The sequence below is a fragment of the Rhodoferax sp. BLA1 genome (assembly GCF_013416775.1).
Taxonomy (GTDB): Bacteria; Pseudomonadota; Gammaproteobacteria; order Burkholderiales; family Burkholderiaceae_C; genus Rhodoferax.
In genome coordinates, this window is sequence record NZ_SZVI01000013.1 from 628,946 (window position 1) to 648,935 (window position 19,990).

Genomic DNA, 19,990 nt, shown 5'->3' on the forward strand with positions numbered 1-19,990 from the left:
AACAGATAGCATCGAAACACGCACAATTTCCGTTCCTCAAGCAACCCGATAGTTTAAAAACTTATCTCGACTGTACACGTCACCCCCCGTATTTAAAAGGTAACAAATGACAAGCCAACGCCACGCACAAGTTCTGATCCTGGGTTCTGGCCCCGCCGGTTACACCGCCGCCATCTACGCCGCCCGCGCCAACCTGTCGCCACTGCTGATCACCGGCATGGCCCAGGGCGGGCAACTGATGACCACCACCGAGGTCGACAACTGGCCGTCCGACGTGGACGGTGTACAGGGCCCGGACCTGATGGCGCGTTTTCTGGCACACGCCGAACGTTTCAAGACCGAGATTGTGTTTGACCACATCAACCAGGTCGACTTCTCCAAACGCCCGTTCACCTTGACCGGTGACAGCGCCAGCTACACCTGTGATGCACTGATTCTGGCCACCGGCGCGTCCGCGAAGTACCTGGGCCTGCCATCGGAAGAGGCTTTCATGGGCCGCGGCGTATCCGGCTGCGCCACCTGCGACGGCTTTTTCTACCGCAATGAGGTCTGTTGTGTGGTGGGTGGTGGCAACACCGCTGTGGAAGAAGCGCTGTACCTGTCCAACATCGCCAGCAAGGTGTATCTGATCCACCGCCGCGACAAATTCCGCGCCGAGCCGATCATGATCGACAAACTCATGGAAAAAGTGGCCTCGGGCCGGATCGAACTGCGCACCTTCAGCACACTCGAAGAGGTATTGGGTGACCAGAGTGGTGTGACCGGTGCTCGCATCAAAAACGTTACCACCGGCGCGCTGGAGGACCTGACGCTCAAAGGCTGTTTCATCGCCATCGGCCACTCCCCCAACACCGGCATTTTTGAGGGCCAGTTGACCATGGAAAACGGCTACATCATCACCCAAGGTGGCAACAAGGGTTTTACCACCCAGACCAGTGTGCCCGGCATTTTTGCCGCTGGCGACGTGCAGGACCACGTCTACCGCCAGGCCATCACCAGCGCCGGCACCGGCTGTATGGCGGCGCTGGATGCCCAGCGTTTTCTGGAGCAACAGGGCTGAGCACAAATAGCGGGCTATAATGCCGGGCTTTGCTGAACGCCCCCGTGAGGGGATCGGACGGCAATCGGGTTACCGCCACCCTTTTTCTTGGCGAGGTGAGGCTCCTGGCGTCAGTCGGGGCCGTTAAAAATATCGGAGTGTCCACATGGCACGCGTATGTGAAGTCACGGGCAAAGGCCCGATGGTTGGGAACACAGTTTCCCACGCCAACAACAAAAACAAACGTCGGTTCCTGCCGAACCTGCAATACCGCCGTTTCTGGGTGGAAACTGAAAACCGCTGGGTTCGCCTGCGCATTTCCAACGCCGGTCTGCGTTTGATCGACAAAAACGGTATCGACGCTGTGCTCGCTGACCTGCGCGCACGTGGTCAAGCCTAATTTCACGAAGGAATCATCATGGCAACCAAAGGCGGACGCGAAAAAATCAAGCTGGAATCAACCGCTGGCACCGGTCACTTCTACACCACCGACAAGAACAAGAAGACCACGCCCGAAAAGCTGCTGATCAAGAAATTTGATCCCAAGGCTCGCAAGCATGTGGACTACAAAGAAATGAAGCTGAAGTAATTCAGTTGTTTCTGAGTACCAAAAAGCCCGCTCTCAGCGGGCTTTTTGCTTTTATAACTGTAGCTATCAGTCCTTGTATATCAAGGGCTAGAGGCCAATTTAGCTGTTTTTTGATATGGCCTCAGCCCAACGCCCGGCCATGGCAGGTGTGTTGAAGCAGGTGGTGACATCACCCGCGCTGTAGACCGCACGGTCGAGCAGCTGGATATCGGCCTCATGCTGGCGCGCCACATGCGGATCCTCAAAAAAGATGACCTTCTGGCAACGCCGGTTCAGCACCAGCTCGGCAATCTGCGAGTCCCCACCCAGCGGGCCACTCTGGTAACAGGTGACCCAGGGCTGGGATGCTGGCCAGCCACGCGCCCAGGCCATGGCATTGAGGCGACTGCCGGTGGTACCGGTGGCAACCCGCCCGGCAAAACGCGACAAGGTGTCAAAGTGTTTCATGGCAAAGTCGACCATGTCCTCTTTGAGTGCATCGTGGGCGATCAGCGCCACCACCTGCGACTCCAGCGCCAGCAGCGGTGCCGCCATCGGCACCAGCCCCGTGCCCACACCCGCACGCACCAGTTCCAAGGCCACCCACTCCACCGCGCCAGCGAAGGTCGCCACAAAGGGTTTGCCATGGATCACACATTGACGCTTGAGGGCCTGCGCCTCCGGGAAAATCGAAGTCGGGTTGACCGGGTCGATGAAAAAGAACACCCCATCAAGCTCCGCCTCAGGCGTCAAGCCACCCGCAATACGCGACACCAGCCGCATCAAACCACCATCCCGGCCATAACCCACCGACATCAACTGGCCACGAAACAAGTCGTTGACCACCAGCGTGTCATGTGCCCCACCGGTGGCGTGCCAGGTGAGGCCAAGTAGCGGCAGAGCCGGTTCACACACACGCGCCCAACGCAGCAAGGTGCTATCTGTTCCCATGCGGTGCAGGCGATGCGCTGCGAGTCCAAAGTTCATGTTGCGCTCCCGGTGTGAAACAGCCATGGCGTGGTGGGCTGCCCCACAGAGTGGTCAGTGGCTGGCCAGAGCGCAGCCGGCAAGGTCAGAAAGGCACAGAGGGTCATGGTCAACATCTTTCACAAAAAAGCTTGCATCAGTAAAGCGGCCTTGAATTCAGGACAGTACGCCGTTGAATTCAGGACATGAATTTCATCACAAAGAAAACAGCGTTTAAACCAGCTTCAAACGCTGCTTGCAAAACCTTCTAACACTCCAGACCGCCACCTCAATCACTCGCCAAGTCATTTTTTACTCGGCGGGCAATGCGGCCAGATCGGCGCGCAGCTGGATTGCCTGGTTTTCCAAGGCCACAAGTTTGACCAGATCAGCGTTATCGGAGGGCAAATCCAGTCCTTTCGCAAGCGCAATTGACACAGCCCGAGCAGGCCGAACGGCAGCAAGGTCAATTTTTGCCAGCTCCCCCAATATTTCAAGCCGCTGATCTGGCTCGGTTGACGAAGTTGGCTGCGAGCTAATAAAAGCCAAGTAACGAGGATCGGAATCATCCACCTGACCCTGATATGGCCACACCAACTCATCTTGCGCGCAGCCAAACACCGCAACAACCTTAAGTTCTGAGGCGTCAAAAAATTGAACAAATACAGTTGTCATAAGACCTCAGAAGGTGTAGTCAGAGATGTAGACGATGCCCGTCATCGTTCCCGAATTAACACTCATGGTGTAGTAAATCGTTTGCACCGTCGCAATCTGCAAATCCGCGAATGGCGAGGAATAAGAGGTAGTCGCCTGGCCAACAGAAACATTTGCCAACAGTTGGCCAACCGAGGCGGTTGTCGCTACGCTCATCGACCCCGACCCGACAGCCGTAGAGCTGACGCCGACAAATCCGCCGACCATCTTTGCATTCTTAGGTACGGCACCAGCAATTGACAATGGTGTCAGAGCAACTTGTTGTGTAGAGGTACTCAACACCTGAGCGCCGACTATGCTAACTTTTCGTCCCGATTGATACCCAACAGCAAACTGTCCACTCGAGTTGGTAGGCCAAACGCTCACCAGTGCGGACGCCGTAAAACCCGCAGGCATATGAGCGCCACCATAGACCTCGGGCTGCGCCGCGCTTGTGGCGTTGGTAGCCAGCAAAGCAGCTGCCTTAGTGGATGGGTTGTAAATAGCGTAAATAGCCACATAGCCGGACGCAGGCGCGGCACCGGTGTCCATACCGCCAACACCCACCACCCCAAGATTGATTGACTTGTTAAAGCCCCCAAGACGAAAACTAGTGCCGCCAAGCGCCGCTGCAACAACAATTTCATCAGCTGTGATGTTGGCACCTGCCGATGCTGCCGCCACCAGCATTGTCAAATTGCGAGTTGATCCGACAACGCCGGTGGATAGCAACCGTATAGCCTGCAGCAGCTGATTGACAGTCGCCCTATTGGGCGCCAGACCTGCACCCTCAATCACACTCAAAATCTCTTCCTGAACCCCATTTAGCCAGTCTGGTGTAACTTCAGTCGGCGGCCTTGAAGACGCCACATCCTCGTTAACAAACATATTGCCAACATGACCGGCCCCGTTAACTCTGTCCATTCAAAACCTCCCCACCGCTGCCGGTGATATCCATGAAAAGCAAATACACGTGCGCCTGTTTGAAAGCCATCAGCGCGTCCCACAACGCCTGCACGTCTGCCACAGTCTTGTAGTACTGCACCACCAGCACATGCCGCGCACGCGGGCCCCAAAGCTGCTGCCCGGCACCGCTGCCCGCCACAAATGGTTTGGCAAAAGACAATTTGGTCAGAGACACCGCAAACGTACCCGGCACACCACTCCAAAGCCGCTGCCCAGAGCCGCTACCAGCCACAAAAGGTTTACGGGGCAGCGCCTCGGTTATGCCAGCCTGTGACGCATCAGCCACCCGCTGGTAGTCCACCAAACGCCATGAATTTGAAACCGGCCGGTGCAACTCCACCGCCGCATCCAGAGCAATCGGCACCTGGGCATCTACCCGCGCCAGTTCTACGGCAGTGCCGCGCAGCAGCTGATCACCCATCCCACCAGCTGGCCAGTCCCAGGCCTCACCTGGTGGCAACAGTGCGCGCAGCGCCTGCGCAAAATCAGCGGCCGTGTGTAAATCAACCCGCATACTGTCAGGCCCAGACCACCGTGGGTGGCGCAAACACTTGTCCAGCTCCACACACCAAATCGGCCATGGGAGCCAGCCGCGTGTACTGGGTGGTCACCACTGCTATGGCTGCATCAATTTCAGCCACTTGCAAAACAGCACCTTCAGACTGCTCTGCATCCACCAAAGCCACCAGCGCGGCCAAAATGGCGGCCCTATTCGGGCCGGTATCTACACCAGGCAAAAGATCAATCTGCACCGTTACAGGTACCAGGTCGGGCACCTCCACTGACTTGTCTGGCATCGCTGGCGCCAAGGCCAACAGCTTGTTCAACACAGCAGCCACCACCGCTGGCGTGGGCAAACGCTGCGACAACCCATTGCAAATAGGCCGTACCAACACCGTACCCACCCCCAGCGCGTGCAACTGCACCAGCGCGCCTGTCACAGATGGGTGTGCTGCCTTGGCCCAATAAACATAGTCAGCCTTGCGCCCGCCACGTGCGCCATCAGTGGTCACCGTCTGCCACTCTTCAACTACGCGCGCCCGCCAATCCTCCACCAGCTCCTGGGCAGCACCGCCGCTCAAACCAGCCGCGCCCACCACCAGGTCACTATCCACGCTACTCAGCGGGTCAATCAGGGTCAATACAGCACCGGCGGGCAAATTGCCCACAGCACCCGCCGTGGTGCACTGCACCTGCGCCACATCGGTGGCACCGGTCAGCGTCACCGCCGTGACCACAACATAGTCCAAACCATTGGCACCACGCGCTGCCGCACCTGTCAACAACGTGGCACCGGCAGATCCACCAAAGTCAACCGGCCCCACTGAATAAGTCGCGGCCAACCTGGCCACGCCGTAAAGCACCGCCCAGTCAGCCAGTCGCTCCTCGTCACATGTCAGCGGCGAACACTGCGCATGCAACCAATCCAGATGCCCGTGCTCCCCATGGCAAGCCCGTGCCCAGGCGGCAGACAACGGCCCCCGCAGCACCGCAGGCATGGCGGCCAGGTCGGCCGAAATGCGGTCTCGCAACTGCTCATAAGTGGGGCGGGTGTAGGTGTCCATCAATCCAATTTGGCGATCTGTTTCAGAGCGGAATGCTCACCAAAAACGAGATTCCATTGTGTTGGCCACTGATCGACAGAGACACCTGCGAAACGTTTCCCGCGACCCCATCGCCGCGATCAGTCAGCACGTCCACCACCACGCTTGTCAGCGCCGGGGAGCGGGCCAGCGCCTGCTCAACCATCCGCACGGCATCAGCTCGCGCCTGGTCATCCAGGGCCGTGCGGCGCAGATACCACAGGCCGGTACCCGCTGCCGGGTCGGCCCACCAGCCGCGTGCATCAAAGGCGTCAGCCTCCACTGCAGACGGTGCCTGCGCGTCTGTGTACAGCGCCGCATAAACCACCGTCGCCACCGCAGCAGCTGCATCAGCCTGGTCAGCCAGCGCCACGTCAAAACCACCGCCTGGCAGTCTTATCAAGTTGATCATCCGTGCACCCCGTATGTGCTGGCCCCGCCGCGCAACACCCCACCATGGGTGTGTGGCGTACCGATCTCGATGCCGTTGTGGCGTACCGATGGCGTCTCTAAATTAACATGCCCACTGGCCTTGATCGTCACCACGCCACCCCGGCCCATCTTCACAAAGTTGCCCTCATCGTCGTGCAGCGCTACCTCACCTTCGGCCAGATCCATCTGGTAGCGTTTGTCACCAATCACCAGTGCAATCCCCTCGGCCCGGTCGCCACCGGGAAACACCAGGTACACCTGGCAGCCCGGCTTGGGCCGGTATGACAGCCCATACGGCTCCACCCGCCGCGCTTTGGGCACCGTCTCACCGTCCAGCACCCCCACCTGCACAAACTCAGCGCCAACCAGGCGGCCCACACCCTGGGCCACCAGCAGCTGCAGCCGCCGCCACACCTGCCCAATCATCGTTTTGCTCCGGTAGCCTTGCCCGTTGCCGCGCCCACACCAGCGGCCCGCTTCTTGGTCTTCTTGGGCTCACCCACAAACGCGCTGCGCTCCATCAGTGTCAGCCTCGTCACGCGCCCAGCCTTATCGTCCAGCTCCAAATCCCGATCACCCACCAGCAGCACCTGGTCAATGCCTTCGTGCGGTATCACCACCCGCACTTGCTCATTGATCCGCCAAACACGCGGCTTGCCATCAGCGCCCAGGTAATGCCAGCCCTTCAGCTCCAGCTCCAGCCGGTGGCTGCGCGCCAGGCGCCGGTTGTGCTCCAGCTGCGCCCGCCGGTCACAGCCACCAGTGCTGTTGCCTGCCCGGTCACCCACAATGTGCATCGGCCTGAAAAACTCAATGCCCACGTCCTTCACCGCCCCTTTCAGCGCAGCGCCAGATCCATAGTTAAAACTCTTCACCACATACTCAGAAAACCGCAGCCGGTCTTCGTCCACCACCCTGTAGTGCTTGATATCCACCCCATAGGTCAGCGTGGCCACCGGCGCAGCGGCCGTGGGCTCGGTCAGCAGCAGCCCACCCTCGGGCGTTGGGTAAATCAGCTTGTTGGCAGACCGCGCCGCATTGATCAGCGCATTGGCGGGCAGCTCGCATTGCATCGCAAACTGCGGCACCACAGCCGTGTCTCCAACCACCTGCAAAGGCACCCCAAACAGCTTACAAACCCGCTTTGCAATCTCGCCCAGCTTCAGCCCTGAGTAAGTGGCCGAGTACTGGCAGTCCACCAGCTCGCGCCCCAGGCTGCGGGCGGCCACGCTGATCGCGTGCGAGGTTGGCCCCACGTCCCGGCTGCGCACGTCGCTGCGCACCGTGGCCACCAGCTCACCATCGGCCCACACCGTCATCACCGTGTTCGGTGTCAGCCCCAGCCCATTGCCTGTGCCAGGTAGCGCCACCCCCATCTGCAACTGCGCGCACAAGTCATCCACACTCTCGCGCAGCTTCACCGACTGCCAGGCGTCAAACATCACCCCGTCAAACTTCACCACCACGCCAGAGTTATCAGCCATCAATCTGCCCCCGCACAAACAGCGGGTGGCGCACCGCATTGCGCTCCACCAGCGCCGCCTCGTCCACCTGCATCCTGTAAGCCAGCACCGTGGCGGGCATCGCCGCCACCACCTGGCGTGTTTGGGTGGCCTCCAGCGCCTGCAGACTCAGCGCTTGCTGCAAGCGCAGCCGCGCATCCACTGCCGACTCAAAAACCCCATCATCGGCCCCGGGCAGCAGCTCATCCAGCGCGCTCAGCACCAGCTGCAGCGCCGTGTCACGCGCACCCACTGTGGTGTAGTCAGCCAGTGCCACCTGCATTGCCGTGGCCACCAGCCAGTGCCCGCGTGCAGTCTGCTCGGCTGCCAGCGCCCGGCGCAGGGCGGGTGAGTCACCCGCACCCAACGCCCCCGCTGTTATTGCCGCACCAGGTGCAACGGCCGACCGGGTCAGCGCCGCTACCACACGCACCCGTGCACCGTCGGTCAAGTCAGCATCAGACAAGCCCAACGCGCCGCCTATGGATCTCAACGCCGTTGCATAGGCCCCTGGAAGCTCCAGCACCTGGGCCAGCAGGGCGCGCGCGCTGTCCACCGTGTTCAGCACAGCCGCCAGCATTGTCAGCGGCATGCGCGCCCTCGCCAGCGCGTTGCGCACATCACCCATCGCGCCTTGAATGCGGGCCAGAAACGTGGCCACCGAGTTGCCAGGCAGCGCTGGTGGTTTGTAGTCGCTGGCGGCAGCTGCATAAGACTGCACAGACTCCTCGGCCGCATCCGCCACATCGGGTTCGGGCTGGGGTGCCTCGCCACCACCAGGCACCAAGTCCACCGCCACCCGCGCATACCCGCCATCTGCATTGCTCTCTGTCAGCGTCCAGTCTTGCGCTCGCACCCACACATAGCCCAGCCATGGGTGAAGCAACCACACAGGGCCAGGCACTTGCAGTTGTTCCAGGAAAGAATTGCGGTCCAGGTCGTAGTCATCACCCAAGAAATAGGCGTTGACCTGCCAGCCATTGGCCTTGGCGCCCAGATCCTCCACCTCCACATCGTCTCGGCCTGGGTACTCACTCACCACCAATCTGCGGCCCCCTTTTGCCGTGTGGCTGTCGGTCAAAAACTCCAGGCCATCCCAGCGGGCGGGTTTAAGTCGGGTGCGCCAGCTCATCCTGGTGCCCCTGTCATGATGTTGCCGGTGCCAGCTGACATGTTCGCCACCATGCCGGTGGCATTCATGCTGGTTTGTGTCACACGCACCCGGTCATCGCTCACACTCACCTTAATCTCGCCCTGCATCTTGGGCGGCTCTTTCTTGGCATCGGTGCGCAACCACTCCACCAGCCCGCCCAACGCACCACCCACAGCCCCACCAACCACAGTGCCCACCACTGGCACCAGGCTGCCCACCATCGCCCCGGTGGCTGCACCATTGAGCATGCTCGACCCATAGCGCGCCACCGCAGATCCTTCGCCAGCCGCCGCATCCAGACCAGCGCCACCCACCAAAGCGCCCACACCCAACAAACCCGCCCGACCCACCGTCTTGCCAGACGGCAAATACGGCACAGCGCGCCCAGCAGCATTGGTTATGGCCTTGCCAACCCTGCCACCGCCACCCCCGGCAGTCAGGGTAAACACCCCAGCTGCAGCCGCTGCTGCGCCAAGCGCTGTGGCAGCCAGCGTGGCGCTCCCAGTGAGCACCGGGAACCTCTCTGACAAAGTAGAGAAACCACTGGCCATTGAGCCAATAGCCGGTGTCAAACTGTCCAGCGCCTTGCTCTTACCCAGATCATTTAGCTCACCAGCCACACGCATCTCAACGCCCGACCTGTTGCGCATATGCGCATAGTCGCCGTCCACCACTGAGCCAGCCATGCCAAACGATGCATTCACCTTGTCGGCCACATCCTTGTTGCGCAGCCCAAATAGCGCGCCGCGCGCCTGCATGTCCTGAAAATACCTGCCAATGCTCTGCCCCTCGGCCATGCCCTTGATCGACTCAATCGCCGCTGCTTGATCCTCGGAGGTTTTGGCCGCTTTTAGCCGGGCCATGGCGGGCTTCAGGTTCGGGTTTTTTTCAATCTCCGAGTCGATCACGTTCTGCCAGGCTGTCAACGGGTCAACACCCTGTGCCCGTTGCATCATCAGGTACTTGGCCAAGTCACCCCGGCCTGCCTTCTCAAAATCCTTGGCCGTGTCTGAAGACGCCAGTTTGGGCAGCAAGTTGGCCACGTTCATGGCCGCCTGGTCTGATGACCCCGCCGTGGTGCGTGCCTGTTGCAGCAGCACAATCAGCTGTTTAAAGCCAGCCTCGCCCGTCAAACCCGCCGCCTTGGCAGCTGGCAACAGCGCGGGCAAGTGCTTGGCCATGTCGCTTTTTTCGAACGCCCCGGCCACTGCACCCGCACTGCTGATGCCCATCAGCCGCTGCGCCCCAGCCACATCCTTGGCGTAGCCGCTGCCAATAAAGCTGCCCATCATGGTGGCCACTTGGTCGGCCGCGCTGCCAGACCCGGTCGACACCTTCCCGATGTAGGGCAATATTTGCAGTGCCCCTTGCACGCCGCCTACCTGGTTGTCAGCCACCAGCTTTTCCAACGCCGACATAGCCGCGTCTTTCGTAATGCCGGTTTTCACAGCATTTGCAATGGCAGCTTTTATCTCAGCATCCCCAGCTCTGCGCCCTGTCGGTCCAAACTCGGCATAGGCCGTGTTCGACAGCAGGCCCACCCGTTCATCAAACCCCAGTGCACTGCGCACCGGGTCGCGCAGCGTGTATGCCGCCGCCGCCCCACCGGCCATCACCGCGCCACCCACTTGCAAGGCCTTCACCCCGCGTGCCTGCAGCTCAGCCGCACGGGCAGACTTCTCTTGTGCAGCGGTCAGCTTGCCCATCTCATTGGTCAGCTGAGTCACCTTCTGGCGCGTGGCATCCATGGCGCGGGCTTGCTCCTGGGCGCTCAGCTTGCCAGCGCGCATCAGCCGGTTGTAGGCCGCCTCGGTCTGCGCAATCTCGCGCTGAATGCGCTGCTCACTGCGCACGCCCAGCACCTCACGGGCCTGGCTGGTGCGCTCGTAGCTGGTGCGCTGGCGGGCATTGCCGCGCTCAACCTCCTGGGTGGTTTTCTCAGCCGCCTGCTTCACCCGCGCAGCAAACTTGTCAATGCCAGGCGTGGCGCTGTCATGCAGCCCAAGCCGCACCGATACATCTACCGCCGCATTGCCCATAAAAAAAGCTCCAAACACCGAAGTGCATGGAGCTTAATTTTTAGCCCGGCATGGGCCACCGCCGGAAACGATTCACTGGGGTCTGGGGTGCCTTAAAACTCTTTGCCCGCCATCACCGCGCTCACCTGGGCCCACGCAAACAACTCACTCAGTGTCAGAGCCTTCACCACCGGCAGCGGCTGGTGCATCACGCTGGTCACCAGGGCCACCGCCTGCACCACCCGTATCACTTTTTTTTCAATACCTCGGCTTCAATGGTATCGGCCATCCCGTTAATCAAATCCTCGGCACTGGTCGTTCCGGTGCCAGCATCATCTCTCGCTACGGCCATCGCCGTCGGTTTCGGGTTAGCCGCCACTTCGTCAGCCGTCAGCAGGGCATCAATGATTTTTTCAGCCCGCTGGTAGTCAGCGCCGTGCAGCCGCTGGATCAGCGCCACATCGGTGCCTGCCACGCTGGCAATCAGCGCAATGCGCTGCGCCACGCCACCGCGCTGGTCAAAAGCCAGATAGTCGCCTGCCACTGTGTGGTCGCGAAAAGTCAGCTCAGACACGATAGCCTTGCCGATAGTGATGGGGTGTAACAGGGGAAATTTCATGCTTCTGGTCCTTTTGGATTGATGAAAATGGAGCAATCAAGAGCCCGGCCGGGGGCTCGGCCTGGCGTAACGTGAAGGTATGCCTTGAGCGTGTTGAACAACGCGCTGCTCAGCAGCCCAGCGCCGCAGCTGCTCAGCAGCAAGCTGTTTTTCAAGTTCCGCGACACGAGACAGGGCATCAGCAAGCGGATCTGGTGCTTTGTGAGAGGTCGTCATGCTGATTGCAGTTCAAGAGTTTTCCAGCTGCCCGCTGACAGGCCCCGGTCATCGTTGTACATGTCCGTCATTTGCTGGGTCGTGTGACCGAGAAGGACCATGGTGTTGATGCCCTGAACGCGATATAGACGCTCAGACAGCGAGCGGATTTCATGCAGCGACACGGGAGTGCCAGTTTTTGGCGGCGGTATGGACGCCTCCCGTGCTTCCTCAAACCGGGCTGACAGGCTAGCGGCGCCCGGACGCTTGCCGGTTGATTTGCGCAACAGGTATTCGTCTCCTTTGGCGTATCCAATACAGGCCTCAATTGCCTCGCCAACACTGACACCGATGGCATCCATGCGCAAGTCCAGCGGGATGGCCAGCCTTGCTCCGGTCTTGGCTTGTTCGATATGAAGGTGGCCATCCCAGACATCTTCCGGCCGCATTTTGACCAGATCACTGCGGCGCTGACCGGTGACAAGGGCCAGCACCATCATGTGTGCCACCCAAGGTGGCATGTGCTCGACCGCGTATGAATAGATGGCGAGCCATTGCTCCAGCGTCAACCGATTACGCCTGACGGTGACATGCTGCGCCCGGATCTGCGCCGCTGGGTTGCGGTCCAGCCAGCCGTAATCGAGAGCACCGTTGAACATCGACTTGGTTTCAATCAGCAGTCGCTTGGAAAGCGGCGGATGGTCTTTGTGGATCCGCCCGATGAAGGCCGAAACGTCATGTGGTCTGATGCGGGAAATGATCCGACCGCGCCCCAGGCCTCGCACCACATGGGCGGTCGAGCACCGGCGGTTTGCCTTGGTCTTGTCGGTGACCGGAAGGCCTTCGATGATTTGGTCGTAGACCTCAGACCACTGCCCCAGGGTCCTGTAGCGCGGAAGCACTACACCGACCGTATGGGACAGGGCAAACGAGATAACGGACATGGGTGCAGAGGGGATTGGGTTCAAACATAGCCAAGAGACTGCATCAGCGCGAAAGCACGTGGCAGCAGCAAATCGTGCGCTTTTTGGTTAAGGTGGGTCACGTCTGCACGGAACGCTGTCGGGATAATCTGGTTTGCCTGATCTGCAATGTCCTGTGCGGTCTTTGTGTACCCGGCATCCGTAAATGCTTGATCTGATCGCAAATAGTCGTCAACATCAAAGTATCGAGCCCCGTAAGTTGCCGCGAGGTTGGCGTTCACCCCATGCAGCATGTCGTATTTGTATGTGCCAACCTCGGATGTGACCCGTGACGAAATGCCCTGCACAATGAACCGAGCATCGGGCAGGGACTCAGTAACAGCCAGAACAATGTCATGCCACAGCGCCGTCAGTGTGGCGACTGTCACGCCACCCGTGCCATCTGTCGGCAAGCTGTTCCCGCCGCCTTCAAGCACAAAAATGGCGTCAGGCCAATTAGCTTTGACGTAAGCCATAGATGGCCGACCTTGGATGCCTCCATTGCGGATGTAACTGGCAATTGCCCCCAGCGTAGCGCCTGCTACGCAGTGGTTAGCAAAAGCGAGCTTTATGGTGAACAAGTCCCCGAGCTTTGACATGTAAGGGGTTGCCTGCCCATTTCCGCTCCCGTTACTGTCGCCGTAGCCCATGATGCGCGTCCGGTTGGGATACGCAATACCAGATGCAAACGACCAAGTACCAGCAGATTTGCCGCGGTTGGACGCAAATGCTTTTGCTGCAGCGGCTCCACGCAGGCTCAGATACACATCAGGGCGCACAGCCAAATACTGCCCTCGCTCACCAACATCAGCCGGGGCGTTGGCCGCTGTGCGCAGCTGGCTCAATGCAGCCGGAAAGGATGGGATGGTATTGAGCCACAACATGAATTCACGAATCGCAAGCGGCGACTGGTAGCACACGTTTGGCGCAAGGGTTGAATACGCCAGTGTGAATGCAGGGCTGGCGTCTGTGATGGTCAAAGCGATTTCAGCGCCATTGACATAAGCCTTTAGCCGCTTTGCACCTGCCGCTGCGTTGGTGTCCCACTCAACCACAATGTGGTCTTCGGCGTTCGCCGCAAGCATTTGGTACGAGGTGCTGACCGCTGACAGACTGTTGGCGCCATTGACCAAGCTGATCGTCAGAAACTCGGTTCCGTTGAGGCCAATCGTGATGGGCGTGCATTTAACAGCGTAGCGCAGTGATACGCCGTTCAAGTTGTCAAAGTGCTTCCCAAAAGCGGACAGCGCGCCAACCCCGCCATCTGCCACCCCCGTGACGGCTCCGGTGATGTGGTACGAATAGCCCGTGTAGATGCCTTTGGGAGCTGAAATAGCTGCTGCTGAGTGCATATCAGCCCACCTTAGCTAGGTATTTATTGGGTGTCGTGGTGGGAATGATGTGGATCATCTGGCCTTGAAATGGCGCAGAGACTGATGTCGAGCCGTCTACAAGCGTCACCCCAGAGCCCACAGCGACAACAATCTGCCCTGTGCCTGTATTCATCAAGGTCAGGCCCTTGGCAACGGTGCTGGCCGTAAGGGTGACTGTAAATGTGCTGCTGGTGCTGTTCTCAAGAATCGCGCCGTTGTCCGCCGATGTCGTGGCGCGAGTGGCGGTTAAGGCCACTGAAGTGCTGCTGCCACCACCGCCCATTTCTATCGGCAAACCCGTGCTCGGGTCAATAATTTCAATCGCCCCGGTGAGACTCTCCTTTGCCGTCACTGGCGCACCCAAGTCCTTGCCCTCATGGTCAAGGATCGACACCAGCTTGTTGCCGCGAATGACCCCGCGCAGGTTGACGATGCCGTCGCTGGTAGCTGGGCCGCCCATGGTTACATCTTCTCGCTGGTGTTGCTGATCAGGGTCAGCTTGGCATCGCCATCGGCCACGCCAACCGCATCTGTGGCAAACGCCCTTGCCATCAAATGCACCGACCCATCAGACAAGCGCACCGTCACATCCTCATTGACGATGGCCCCCAGGGCCACCACGTCCACACCAGGTGTCAAGTTCAGATTCAGCTCCAGGCGCGCAGGTGTGCCGCTTTCGGTGAAACCACCGTCTTCTGGCAGACGGCCCGGCTTGTGTTCGCGCTTCTTGCCGCTGGGGGTGAACGTGCCGGGCTTGTCAGCCAGGGCAAGCTTGCCCACGCTGGGCACACTCACCGTTTCAATGTTGGTCATGCTCATTCAAAAGCTCCTCAATGGTCACAAAATGGTCTGTCAAACGGGCTTCAAAGCGGCTTCAAATCACGCCACCGGCACCGCTTTGCGGAACTTGGCACGCCCAGCCAAGATGTAGAACGGGCTCAACACCACCGGCTGATCCACATAGTTGAAACGGCTTGGGTTCGTGGGGTCTTGCTCCACCACCAGGGTGCTCTTGTAGTAGTCATACGCCTGGCACCAGCCTTTTTCGCGCATCAGGGTGAACTGGTACAGGCTCAGCAAATAGGCGCGCACATCGGCCTCAGTGGTAATGCGCAGCCCAGGGCGATACCCCTCGTTCGTCTTGGCCGCCGCTGTGCCGGTAAAGCGCTGGATCGCCCCAATGCGCTGCTCGTACCGGATGCGCTCCATCACCTCTGCGGCGTTGATGTCCAGGTAAGCGTCATCTGCGCTGCCGTCTGGCCGGTACTGGTACATGCTGATCAGACGCTTGACGCTGCAAGTGCCGTCCTGTGTCATCTGCAGCACGCTCATACCCTTGTAAAGCAGGCTGTTGGCTTGCGTCCAGTCAAAGTAGCTCACACCCACCAGGCCGGTGAGCGTGCGCCCCTCCAGGCTCTCCACCGGGTTGTTGCGCAGCTTGGGTGCAGCAGCTGCCGCCACGATGGCCGCAGCCTCCCAGTGGCTCACCGGGTTGATACCCAGCGCCAGTGTGCTGATGTGCTCGTAATTGCCCGTGGCGCCAAAAGCCACCGCAGCCGCATAGTCCCCGCGCATGGCCGCAAACGCCCGGAAGCCCGCCTGCACCGGTGGCCGATAGCGCAGCACGCTCTCGGTGTGCCAGGCGGCCAGCGTAGCCTGGTCATTCATGCCCAGCGCCACATAGTTGTACCAGCGCTGTCCAATGATGCTGGTCAGCGCACCAGGGGCCGGGTCACCCGTGCCGCCGGTCATGGCGTTGATGGTCAGCCCCAGGCCTGCGGGCGTGCGCTCGCCATACAGGTTTGTGCGCAGGTCAATACCGTTGCCACAAGTGCCTTTGTGCCGGGCGGTCAGGGTCACCGTGCTGGCGGTCACCGCAGCTGTCACCGGCAAGTCCAAGGTGCTGGCCGTGATAGCCGCCGCAATGGCCGCAGCCACAGCCGTGGTGGCCATGCCAGCCGTGATACCCACACTCACCAGGTCACCACCGATGTACAGGCCCAGCGTGCCCGCCTCGCTGGGCACAGCAGTGGCCACCAGCGTGCCTGTCGCGGCCACCCCGGCCACGTTGTCGGCATAGGGCAGCATGTACACATCCAGCGCCTGGTCAATCGCCCGGTACCGGGACACCATGCGGGCCAGCATGCTGCCAGCGCCCGCCTTGGTTTTGGCATCCTGCACGCTGCTCACCAGCGTGATCTCACCGGCCGGGGCCGTGCCAGCCGCCAGCTTCTGGCCCACGATCAGCACGCTGCCCAAGCCACCAGACAAGCCAGCAGCACTGCCATCAATCTCGATGTACGCACCTGGATAACGCAGGGCGCTGGGGATGTTGTCAAACGAAACGCTCATAGGTTCTCTCCAGTAACGGGTTGCAATCTGTCAAAAGGCGGTGGGTCGGGCAGGTAGTTGGTCAGGTGCGCGTCAAATGTGTAGCGGTCGCGCCACCACAAATCGCCATCGGTGTACTCAATCACCTGGCCGCCCGCAAACTTGATCGACCGAATCCAGGTCCGGTTATGCGTACCCAGCGGCTCCTGGGGGTAGCGCCAACCAAGCAGCAGCGCATGCACAGCCCGGCGGTAGCGCAGCAGCGCGTCATCCGTCTCGCCAGCTGACTGCATGCGCACATTGGTGATCGCAATCACCACATCAAACGCCAGGGCCACGTCTTCGGCCCGCTCACCCTTGGGCGTCACGGTATCCGCATCACGCACAAGCCAGCACGCGGGCAACGGCAAGGATTTGATCGTGGCCGTCTTGGCAAACTCAGCCGCACCGCCCACCTCGCGAAACCAGTGATCAGCAAAGCCAGACGGCTGGCCCGTGCGAATCAGCACAATCAGCGGCGTCAGAGAGATCATGTCTCGCTCCAGCCGTAGGACTCGCCGCTGGAGCCATAGCGCGCAGGGGCAGACTCCATGCTCACCAGGTCACCCTCGGGCTCGGCCGGGTCGGCAGGCACACCAGGTGTCAAGTCAATCTCACCGCGCCGATATTGCTTGAGCAGGCTGATCACACCGTCGTAAGCGCTGATCTCATCCTTTTCCAGACGCTCTGCACCCTGCAAGTAGTACATGGCCAGCGTGCATGCAATGCGCGTCAGCATGGTGCCGGTGGCCGTTGCTGGCACACCATAGCTTTGCATCAGCGCGTCCGCATCGCCCAGCGCCTTGTCCACCGCTTGCAGGGCCAGCGCAACAGCTTGCGCCGTGGCCGTGTCCAGGGTGCCGGTGGCGCTGCCGTCCAGGGCGGCACGCATCACCTCCAGCGGCACCATGGCCACGTCTGCAGGCACCGCCAACTGCGCCAGACGGCGTGCGTTGGTGCGGGCCAGCAGATCGGCGCGGGTTGCGTAGCCCATGTCAGCGCTTCTTGGCTGCAGCTGCCTTGGGCTTGGCCACAGCTGGGGCAGGCGTTTGTGCCTTGTCAGCAGCAGGATCTCCCGCAACTGAGCCAGCCGCAGCTACATCGGTGGCATCAGTGCCGGCATTGGCCACAGCAGCCGACACGTCAGCAGCACCAGCACCAACAGTGGTCACAGTGGCTGCATCAGCCAACACGTCAGCAGCACCAGCGCCAACAGTGGCCACCGTAGCCGCCGTGGCAGCATCAGCCAGCGCCAGGGCTTCAGTGGTGGCTTGCACAGCCGCCAGCTGTTGCGCCTGGGCTGCCTGTGCATCTGCCGCAGCTTCGGCCTCCTCAGGTGTCTCCACATAGTCAGCAGGGCGGGTACTTGTCACCTCCAGCATCTGCTCACCGCGCAGGCGCTCGGCAGTGGCGCCGTCCACCTCCACCCGCTTCCAGGTGCGGGCGAACTGGATCGCACAGCGAAAGAACTTCTCAGGGCCGGTTTTCGGCCCGATGCGTACAAAAAGAACGGTATTGCTCATGATGCGTGCACTCCCTTACGCCAGCCACGGGGTCACCACAAGCTCCAGGCGCTTGTAGTTGGTATTGCTTTCGCCGTTGGCCAGGTTCTGCTTGAGCAAAATGTCCTCGGCCGCCACACGGTTGGTGGAGCCCACCACCAGGGTGTCGGCCATCAGGCCCAGCTTGCGCCCGCCGTCGCCCTTGAAGTCCATCATGGCGTTGTAAGCCAGGTCAAAGTTGGCTTTGGTCAGAGCCGCCTTGCTGCCAAATGCACACTGCCAGAAGCCGTAGGCAGCATTACCGCGCCACCGTCCACCAAAGCTGTACACATCAAGGTCAAACACAGACTGGTTTTGCGGCGAAGTCACCGACTCCAGGGTGGGCTTCACGCGTTCTTGCAAATAGATCGGCTTGGGTGCACGTTTGGTGCACAGCATGATCCAAGGCGCACCAGCGCCTGCCTGCATGTTGCTTTGCTGGGTCACGGTACCGGTGCCATCTTCGTTGGCATACAGCGGGTGGTCAGCGTCAAAAAAGAACTGATCGTCATAGCAAGTCGCCGTAAACCCGGCAGCCAGCGCCTGAAAAATGATGTCATTCATCAGGTCCTTGGCGGCTTGGCCATGGCCCTCGGCAACATCGCCATAGTGCCCAAAAGAGTCATCTTCAACGTCTGTGCGCTCGACATCGATAGTGGTTTCAAACTTCTTGTTGACCACCGTGTAGGCTTTCTCAGCCAGCTTCTTGTGCAGGCGGCTACCCACCCACTCGCGGAAAGCCGGGAACTGGGTCAACCAGGCGTAGGTGTTGCTTTTGCCGTTGCTGCGGATGAGGCCTGCCACCTTCTTCCAATCGTCAGGGCTCAGTGCCAGCCCAGCGGTAAAGCGGGCCACCAGAGTGGTCTTCAGTGCATCAAGTTGTGCTTGTGTAAGCATGTGCTGTTCCTTTTGTGTGATGGGTGTTTGGGTTGGCTACTTCTTGGCCGCCAGGAAAGCCTCGGGCGTTACACCCATGCGGGTGCAAGCGGCTAGCTCCACCTCGGTCAGGCCGTGGCCGCCTTGTTCGGCTTTGGGGTCCACCTGGCGAGACTGGTCCACCAGCGGCTTGCTGGCATCCAGGTATTCAGTCAGCGCAGCCCGGCTCTGTTTTTCAGCCCAGGCCTTTTGCGCCGGGGCCAGGCGGCCATCAGACAGCGCAGCCGTCAGCAGCGCCGTGTGTTTGTCTTTTTCCACCTGGTTGGTCAGTGCGGCCAAAGCAGTCACAGCCGTATCGCGCTCGGTGGTCAGTGCGGCCACTCTGGCGGCCTCGGGCTCGAGCGTGGCCACTTTGCTGGTCAGCGCCGCAATTTGTTCGTCTTTTGGGTCCATGGTTACCTTTTCATCCTTGGTTGAGTCGGTGGGAGGGGTTGCAAAAACAGAGCGCGACAAAGCCGCCCGCGCACTCAGGGCGTTCAGGCCATCCAGGCCTGGGGTGTTGGTCAATGCCACAGACAAAATCTCCAGCACCTCGCCAGTGCTGGCGTAATAAGAAAAGTAGGCGCTGATGTAGCGGTACTTCTTTCCAGCGATGCGCTCGGCCGCTTCAGCTACCCAGTCGATGCCTGTAGCAAACAGCCCGGTTTCTCGCCACACCAGCGACGGGCCTGTAAACCACCCAGCCGCGATCACTGGCTGACCGTTCATGGACGCGTACAGACTTTGGTGCTCGTAGTCGATCAGCACATCGTTTTTGCGCTGGCTGGCCCGGTCGATCACCCGGGCGGCAATCGTGGCGTCAAGCTGCCAGGCTTCACAATCTTCCGGGCGCCCATCCGTCGAGCGGAAAGGCCCCGGTGGCAGCAGATGCGCCTCGGTAGGCACCGGTGCCAGGCCAGCAGCATCCGGCGCACCCAGCTCCAACACGAACGACATGCTGGCCAGACTGACCTTGGGTTTCTGCGCTGATTGGGTTTGACCTGCCACCGTGTGTGCTCCATGCAAAGAAATGCGATGGAGGCAGTGTCAGATTTGCGGGGGGGTGCGAATACGCGGGAAATGTTTCGCGCTGGT

Annotated in this window: 25 protein-coding genes; 3 read left to right on the forward strand and 22 right to left on the reverse strand. The window is 60.4% G+C overall.

Going from position 1 to position 19,990, the window contains the following annotated elements; genetic code table 11:
- The first annotated feature begins 106 nt into the window (after positions 1-106).
- The 3 genes from trxB to rpmG all read left to right on the forward strand — a co-directional run bounded on the left by trxB (position 107) and on the right by rpmG (position 1,628).
- Positions 107-1,060, forward strand: coding sequence for a thioredoxin-disulfide reductase (gene trxB / locus FDG13_RS18345; RefSeq protein WP_180131830.1), 954 nt, complete (start codon positions 107-109; stop codon positions 1,058-1,060).
- Between the two features lie 145 nt (positions 1,061-1,205).
- The gene (gene rpmB / locus FDG13_RS18350) at positions 1,206-1,439 is read left to right on the forward strand and encodes a 50S ribosomal protein L28 (protein WP_180131834.1); all 234 of its coding nucleotides are present in this window, start codon (positions 1,206-1,208) and stop codon (positions 1,437-1,439) included.
- An 18-nt stretch (positions 1,440-1,457) separates the two neighbouring features.
- Complete coding sequence (rpmG, locus tag FDG13_RS18355) at positions 1,458-1,628, forward strand: 50S ribosomal protein L33 (protein ID WP_180131837.1); 171 nt, start codon at positions 1,458-1,460, stop codon at positions 1,626-1,628.
- Between the two features lie 99 nt (positions 1,629-1,727).
- Here the strand turns inward: rpmG and FDG13_RS18360 are convergent, their stop codons facing one another.
- The 22 genes from FDG13_RS18360 to FDG13_RS18465 all read right to left on the reverse strand — a co-directional run bounded on the left by FDG13_RS18360 (position 1,728) and on the right by FDG13_RS18465 (position 19,903).
- Complete coding sequence (locus FDG13_RS18360) at positions 1,728-2,594, reverse strand: methylglyoxal synthase (RefSeq protein ID WP_180131840.1); 867 nt, start codon at positions 2,592-2,594, stop codon at positions 1,728-1,730.
- A 291-nt stretch (positions 2,595-2,885) separates the two neighbouring features.
- Complete coding sequence (locus FDG13_RS18365) at positions 2,886-3,248, reverse strand: hypothetical protein (RefSeq protein WP_180131842.1); 363 nt, start codon at positions 3,246-3,248, stop codon at positions 2,886-2,888.
- Between the two features lie 6 nt (positions 3,249-3,254).
- The gene (locus FDG13_RS18370; RefSeq protein ID WP_255435321.1) at positions 3,255-4,190 is read right to left on the reverse strand and encodes a hypothetical protein; all 936 of its coding nucleotides are present in this window, start codon (positions 4,188-4,190) and stop codon (positions 3,255-3,257) included.
- Positions 4,177-4,746 carry a hypothetical protein gene (locus tag FDG13_RS18375; RefSeq protein WP_180131845.1) on the reverse strand — a complete coding sequence of 190 codons (570 nt, stop codon included), beginning with the start codon at positions 4,744-4,746 and terminating at the stop codon, positions 4,177-4,179. The genes FDG13_RS18370 and FDG13_RS18375 overlap by 14 nt, the downstream gene beginning before the upstream one ends.
- A gap of 4 nt (positions 4,747-4,750) precedes the next feature.
- On the reverse strand, positions 4,751-5,797 hold the full coding sequence (locus FDG13_RS18380; RefSeq protein WP_180131850.1) for a baseplate J/gp47 family protein: 1,047 nt from the start codon (positions 5,795-5,797) through the stop codon (positions 4,751-4,753).
- Between the two features lie 22 nt (positions 5,798-5,819).
- Positions 5,820-6,227 (reverse strand): phage GP46 family protein, encoded by a 408-nt coding sequence (locus tag FDG13_RS18385; protein ID WP_180131853.1) that lies wholly within the window; start codon positions 6,225-6,227, stop codon positions 5,820-5,822.
- On the reverse strand, positions 6,224-6,673 hold the full coding sequence (locus FDG13_RS18390) for a phage baseplate assembly protein (RefSeq protein ID WP_180131856.1): 450 nt from the start codon (positions 6,671-6,673) through the stop codon (positions 6,224-6,226). The genes FDG13_RS18385 and FDG13_RS18390 overlap by 4 nt, the downstream gene beginning before the upstream one ends.
- Positions 6,670-7,731, reverse strand: coding sequence for a phage tail protein (locus FDG13_RS18395; RefSeq protein WP_180131859.1), 1,062 nt, complete (start codon positions 7,729-7,731; stop codon positions 6,670-6,672). Before FDG13_RS18395 ends, FDG13_RS18390 begins: the two co-directional genes overlap by 4 nt.
- Positions 7,724-8,881, reverse strand: a complete 1,158-nt coding sequence (locus FDG13_RS18400; RefSeq protein ID WP_180131862.1) for a DNA circularization N-terminal domain-containing protein — start codon at positions 8,879-8,881, stop codon at positions 7,724-7,726. Before FDG13_RS18400 ends, FDG13_RS18395 begins: the two co-directional genes overlap by 8 nt.
- Complete coding sequence (locus FDG13_RS18405) at positions 8,878-10,941, reverse strand: phage tail tape measure protein (protein WP_180131865.1); 2,064 nt, start codon at positions 10,939-10,941, stop codon at positions 8,878-8,880. Before FDG13_RS18405 ends, FDG13_RS18400 begins: the two co-directional genes overlap by 4 nt.
- Positions 10,942-11,033: 92 nt before the next feature.
- Positions 11,034-11,171, reverse strand: coding sequence for a hypothetical protein (locus FDG13_RS18410; protein ID WP_180131867.1), 138 nt, complete (start codon positions 11,169-11,171; stop codon positions 11,034-11,036).
- Positions 11,168-11,539, reverse strand: coding sequence for a phage tail assembly protein (locus FDG13_RS18415; protein WP_180131869.1), 372 nt, complete (start codon positions 11,537-11,539; stop codon positions 11,168-11,170). Before FDG13_RS18415 ends, FDG13_RS18410 begins: the two co-directional genes overlap by 4 nt.
- A gap of 212 nt (positions 11,540-11,751) precedes the next feature.
- Positions 11,752-12,678, reverse strand: a complete 927-nt coding sequence (locus FDG13_RS18420; protein WP_180131873.1) for a tyrosine-type recombinase/integrase — start codon at positions 12,676-12,678, stop codon at positions 11,752-11,754.
- Between the two features lie 20 nt (positions 12,679-12,698).
- Positions 12,699-14,048, reverse strand: a complete 1,350-nt coding sequence (locus FDG13_RS18425; RefSeq protein WP_180131876.1) for an SGNH/GDSL hydrolase family protein — start codon at positions 14,046-14,048, stop codon at positions 12,699-12,701.
- A gap of 1 nt (position 14,049) precedes the next feature.
- A complete protein-coding gene (locus FDG13_RS18430; RefSeq protein ID WP_180131879.1) occupies positions 14,050-14,529 on the reverse strand; it encodes a hypothetical protein in 480 nt (159 codons plus the stop codon).
- A 2-nt stretch (positions 14,530-14,531) separates the two neighbouring features.
- Positions 14,532-14,888 (reverse strand): phage tail tube protein, encoded by a 357-nt coding sequence (locus FDG13_RS18435; protein ID WP_180131882.1) that lies wholly within the window; start codon positions 14,886-14,888, stop codon positions 14,532-14,534.
- 60 nt (positions 14,889-14,948) lie between these two features.
- Positions 14,949-16,421 carry a phage tail sheath subtilisin-like domain-containing protein gene (locus FDG13_RS18440; RefSeq protein WP_180131885.1) on the reverse strand — a complete coding sequence of 491 codons (1,473 nt, stop codon included), beginning with the start codon at positions 16,419-16,421 and terminating at the stop codon, positions 14,949-14,951.
- Complete coding sequence (locus FDG13_RS18445) at positions 16,418-16,933, reverse strand: hypothetical protein (protein WP_180131888.1); 516 nt, start codon at positions 16,931-16,933, stop codon at positions 16,418-16,420. The genes FDG13_RS18440 and FDG13_RS18445 overlap by 4 nt, the downstream gene beginning before the upstream one ends.
- Positions 16,930-17,433, reverse strand: coding sequence for a phage protein Gp36 family protein (locus FDG13_RS18450; RefSeq protein WP_180131891.1), 504 nt, complete (start codon positions 17,431-17,433; stop codon positions 16,930-16,932). Before FDG13_RS18450 ends, FDG13_RS18445 begins: the two co-directional genes overlap by 4 nt.
- Position 17,434: 1 nt before the next feature.
- Positions 17,435-17,962, reverse strand: coding sequence for a hypothetical protein (locus FDG13_RS18455; RefSeq protein ID WP_180131894.1), 528 nt, complete (start codon positions 17,960-17,962; stop codon positions 17,435-17,437).
- A 15-nt stretch (positions 17,963-17,977) separates the two neighbouring features.
- Positions 17,978-18,877, reverse strand: coding sequence for a Mu-like prophage major head subunit gpT family protein (locus FDG13_RS18460; RefSeq protein WP_180131897.1), 900 nt, complete (start codon positions 18,875-18,877; stop codon positions 17,978-17,980).
- 36 nt (positions 18,878-18,913) lie between these two features.
- Entirely contained in the window at positions 18,914-19,903 is a 990-nt protein-coding gene (locus tag FDG13_RS18465; protein ID WP_370528253.1) for a phage protease, read from the reverse strand.
- Positions 19,904-19,990: the final 87 nt, after the last annotated feature.

What these genes read in the sequence shown, in the direction of transcription:
- FDG13_RS18460 (WP_180131897.1), bottom strand. Translation starts at nt 18,877, where the DNA reads ATGCTTACACAAGCACAACTTGATGCACTGAAGACCACTCTGGTGGCC.
- rpmG (WP_180131837.1), top strand. Translation starts at nt 1,458, where the DNA reads ATGGCAACCAAAGGCGGACGCGAAAAAATCAAGCTGGAATCAACCGCT.
- FDG13_RS18400 (WP_180131862.1), bottom strand. Translation starts at nt 8,881, where the DNA reads ATGAGCTGGCGCACCCGACTTAAACCCGCCCGCTGGGATGGCCTGGAG.
- FDG13_RS18430 (WP_180131879.1), bottom strand. Translation starts at nt 14,529, where the DNA reads ATGGGCGGCCCAGCTACCAGCGACGGCATCGTCAACCTGCGCGGGGTC.
- rpmB (WP_180131834.1), top strand. Translation starts at nt 1,206, where the DNA reads ATGGCACGCGTATGTGAAGTCACGGGCAAAGGCCCGATGGTTGGGAAC.
- FDG13_RS18365 (WP_180131842.1), bottom strand. Translation starts at nt 3,248, where the DNA reads ATGACAACTGTATTTGTTCAATTTTTTGACGCCTCAGAACTTAAGGTT.
- trxB (WP_180131830.1), top strand. Translation starts at nt 107, where the DNA reads ATGACAAGCCAACGCCACGCACAAGTTCTGATCCTGGGTTCTGGCCCC.
- FDG13_RS18440 (WP_180131885.1), bottom strand. Translation starts at nt 16,421, where the DNA reads ATGAGCGTTTCGTTTGACAACATCCCCAGCGCCCTGCGTTATCCAGGT.
- FDG13_RS18415 (WP_180131869.1), bottom strand. Translation starts at nt 11,539, where the DNA reads ATGAAATTTCCCCTGTTACACCCCATCACTATCGGCAAGGCTATCGTG.
- FDG13_RS18375 (WP_180131845.1), bottom strand. Translation starts at nt 4,746, where the DNA reads ATGCGGGTTGATTTACACACGGCCGCTGATTTTGCGCAGGCGCTGCGC.
- FDG13_RS18445 (WP_180131888.1), bottom strand. Translation starts at nt 16,933, where the DNA reads ATGATCTCTCTGACGCCGCTGATTGTGCTGATTCGCACGGGCCAGCCG.
- FDG13_RS18370 (WP_255435321.1), bottom strand. Translation starts at nt 4,190, where the DNA reads ATGGACAGAGTTAACGGGGCCGGTCATGTTGGCAATATGTTTGTTAAC.
- FDG13_RS18450 (WP_180131891.1), bottom strand. Translation starts at nt 17,433, where the DNA reads ATGGGCTACGCAACCCGCGCCGATCTGCTGGCCCGCACCAACGCACGC.
- FDG13_RS18425 (WP_180131876.1), bottom strand. Translation starts at nt 14,048, where the DNA reads ATGCACTCAGCAGCAGCTATTTCAGCTCCCAAAGGCATCTACACGGGC.
- FDG13_RS18380 (WP_180131850.1), bottom strand. Translation starts at nt 5,797, where the DNA reads ATGGACACCTACACCCGCCCCACTTATGAGCAGTTGCGAGACCGCATT.
- FDG13_RS18420 (WP_180131873.1), bottom strand. Translation starts at nt 12,678, where the DNA reads ATGTCCGTTATCTCGTTTGCCCTGTCCCATACGGTCGGTGTAGTGCTT.
- FDG13_RS18455 (WP_180131894.1), bottom strand. Translation starts at nt 17,962, where the DNA reads ATGAGCAATACCGTTCTTTTTGTACGCATCGGGCCGAAAACCGGCCCT.
- FDG13_RS18405 (WP_180131865.1), bottom strand. Translation starts at nt 10,941, where the DNA reads ATGGGCAATGCGGCGGTAGATGTATCGGTGCGGCTTGGGCTGCATGAC.
- FDG13_RS18435 (WP_180131882.1), bottom strand. Translation starts at nt 14,888, where the DNA reads ATGAGCATGACCAACATTGAAACGGTGAGTGTGCCCAGCGTGGGCAAG.
- FDG13_RS18395 (WP_180131859.1), bottom strand. Translation starts at nt 7,731, where the DNA reads ATGGCTGATAACTCTGGCGTGGTGGTGAAGTTTGACGGGGTGATGTTT.
- FDG13_RS18385 (WP_180131853.1), bottom strand. Translation starts at nt 6,227, where the DNA reads ATGATCAACTTGATAAGACTGCCAGGCGGTGGTTTTGACGTGGCGCTG.
- FDG13_RS18360 (WP_180131840.1), bottom strand. Translation starts at nt 2,594, where the DNA reads ATGAACTTTGGACTCGCAGCGCATCGCCTGCACCGCATGGGAACAGAT.
- FDG13_RS18390 (WP_180131856.1), bottom strand. Translation starts at nt 6,673, where the DNA reads ATGATTGGGCAGGTGTGGCGGCGGCTGCAGCTGCTGGTGGCCCAGGGT.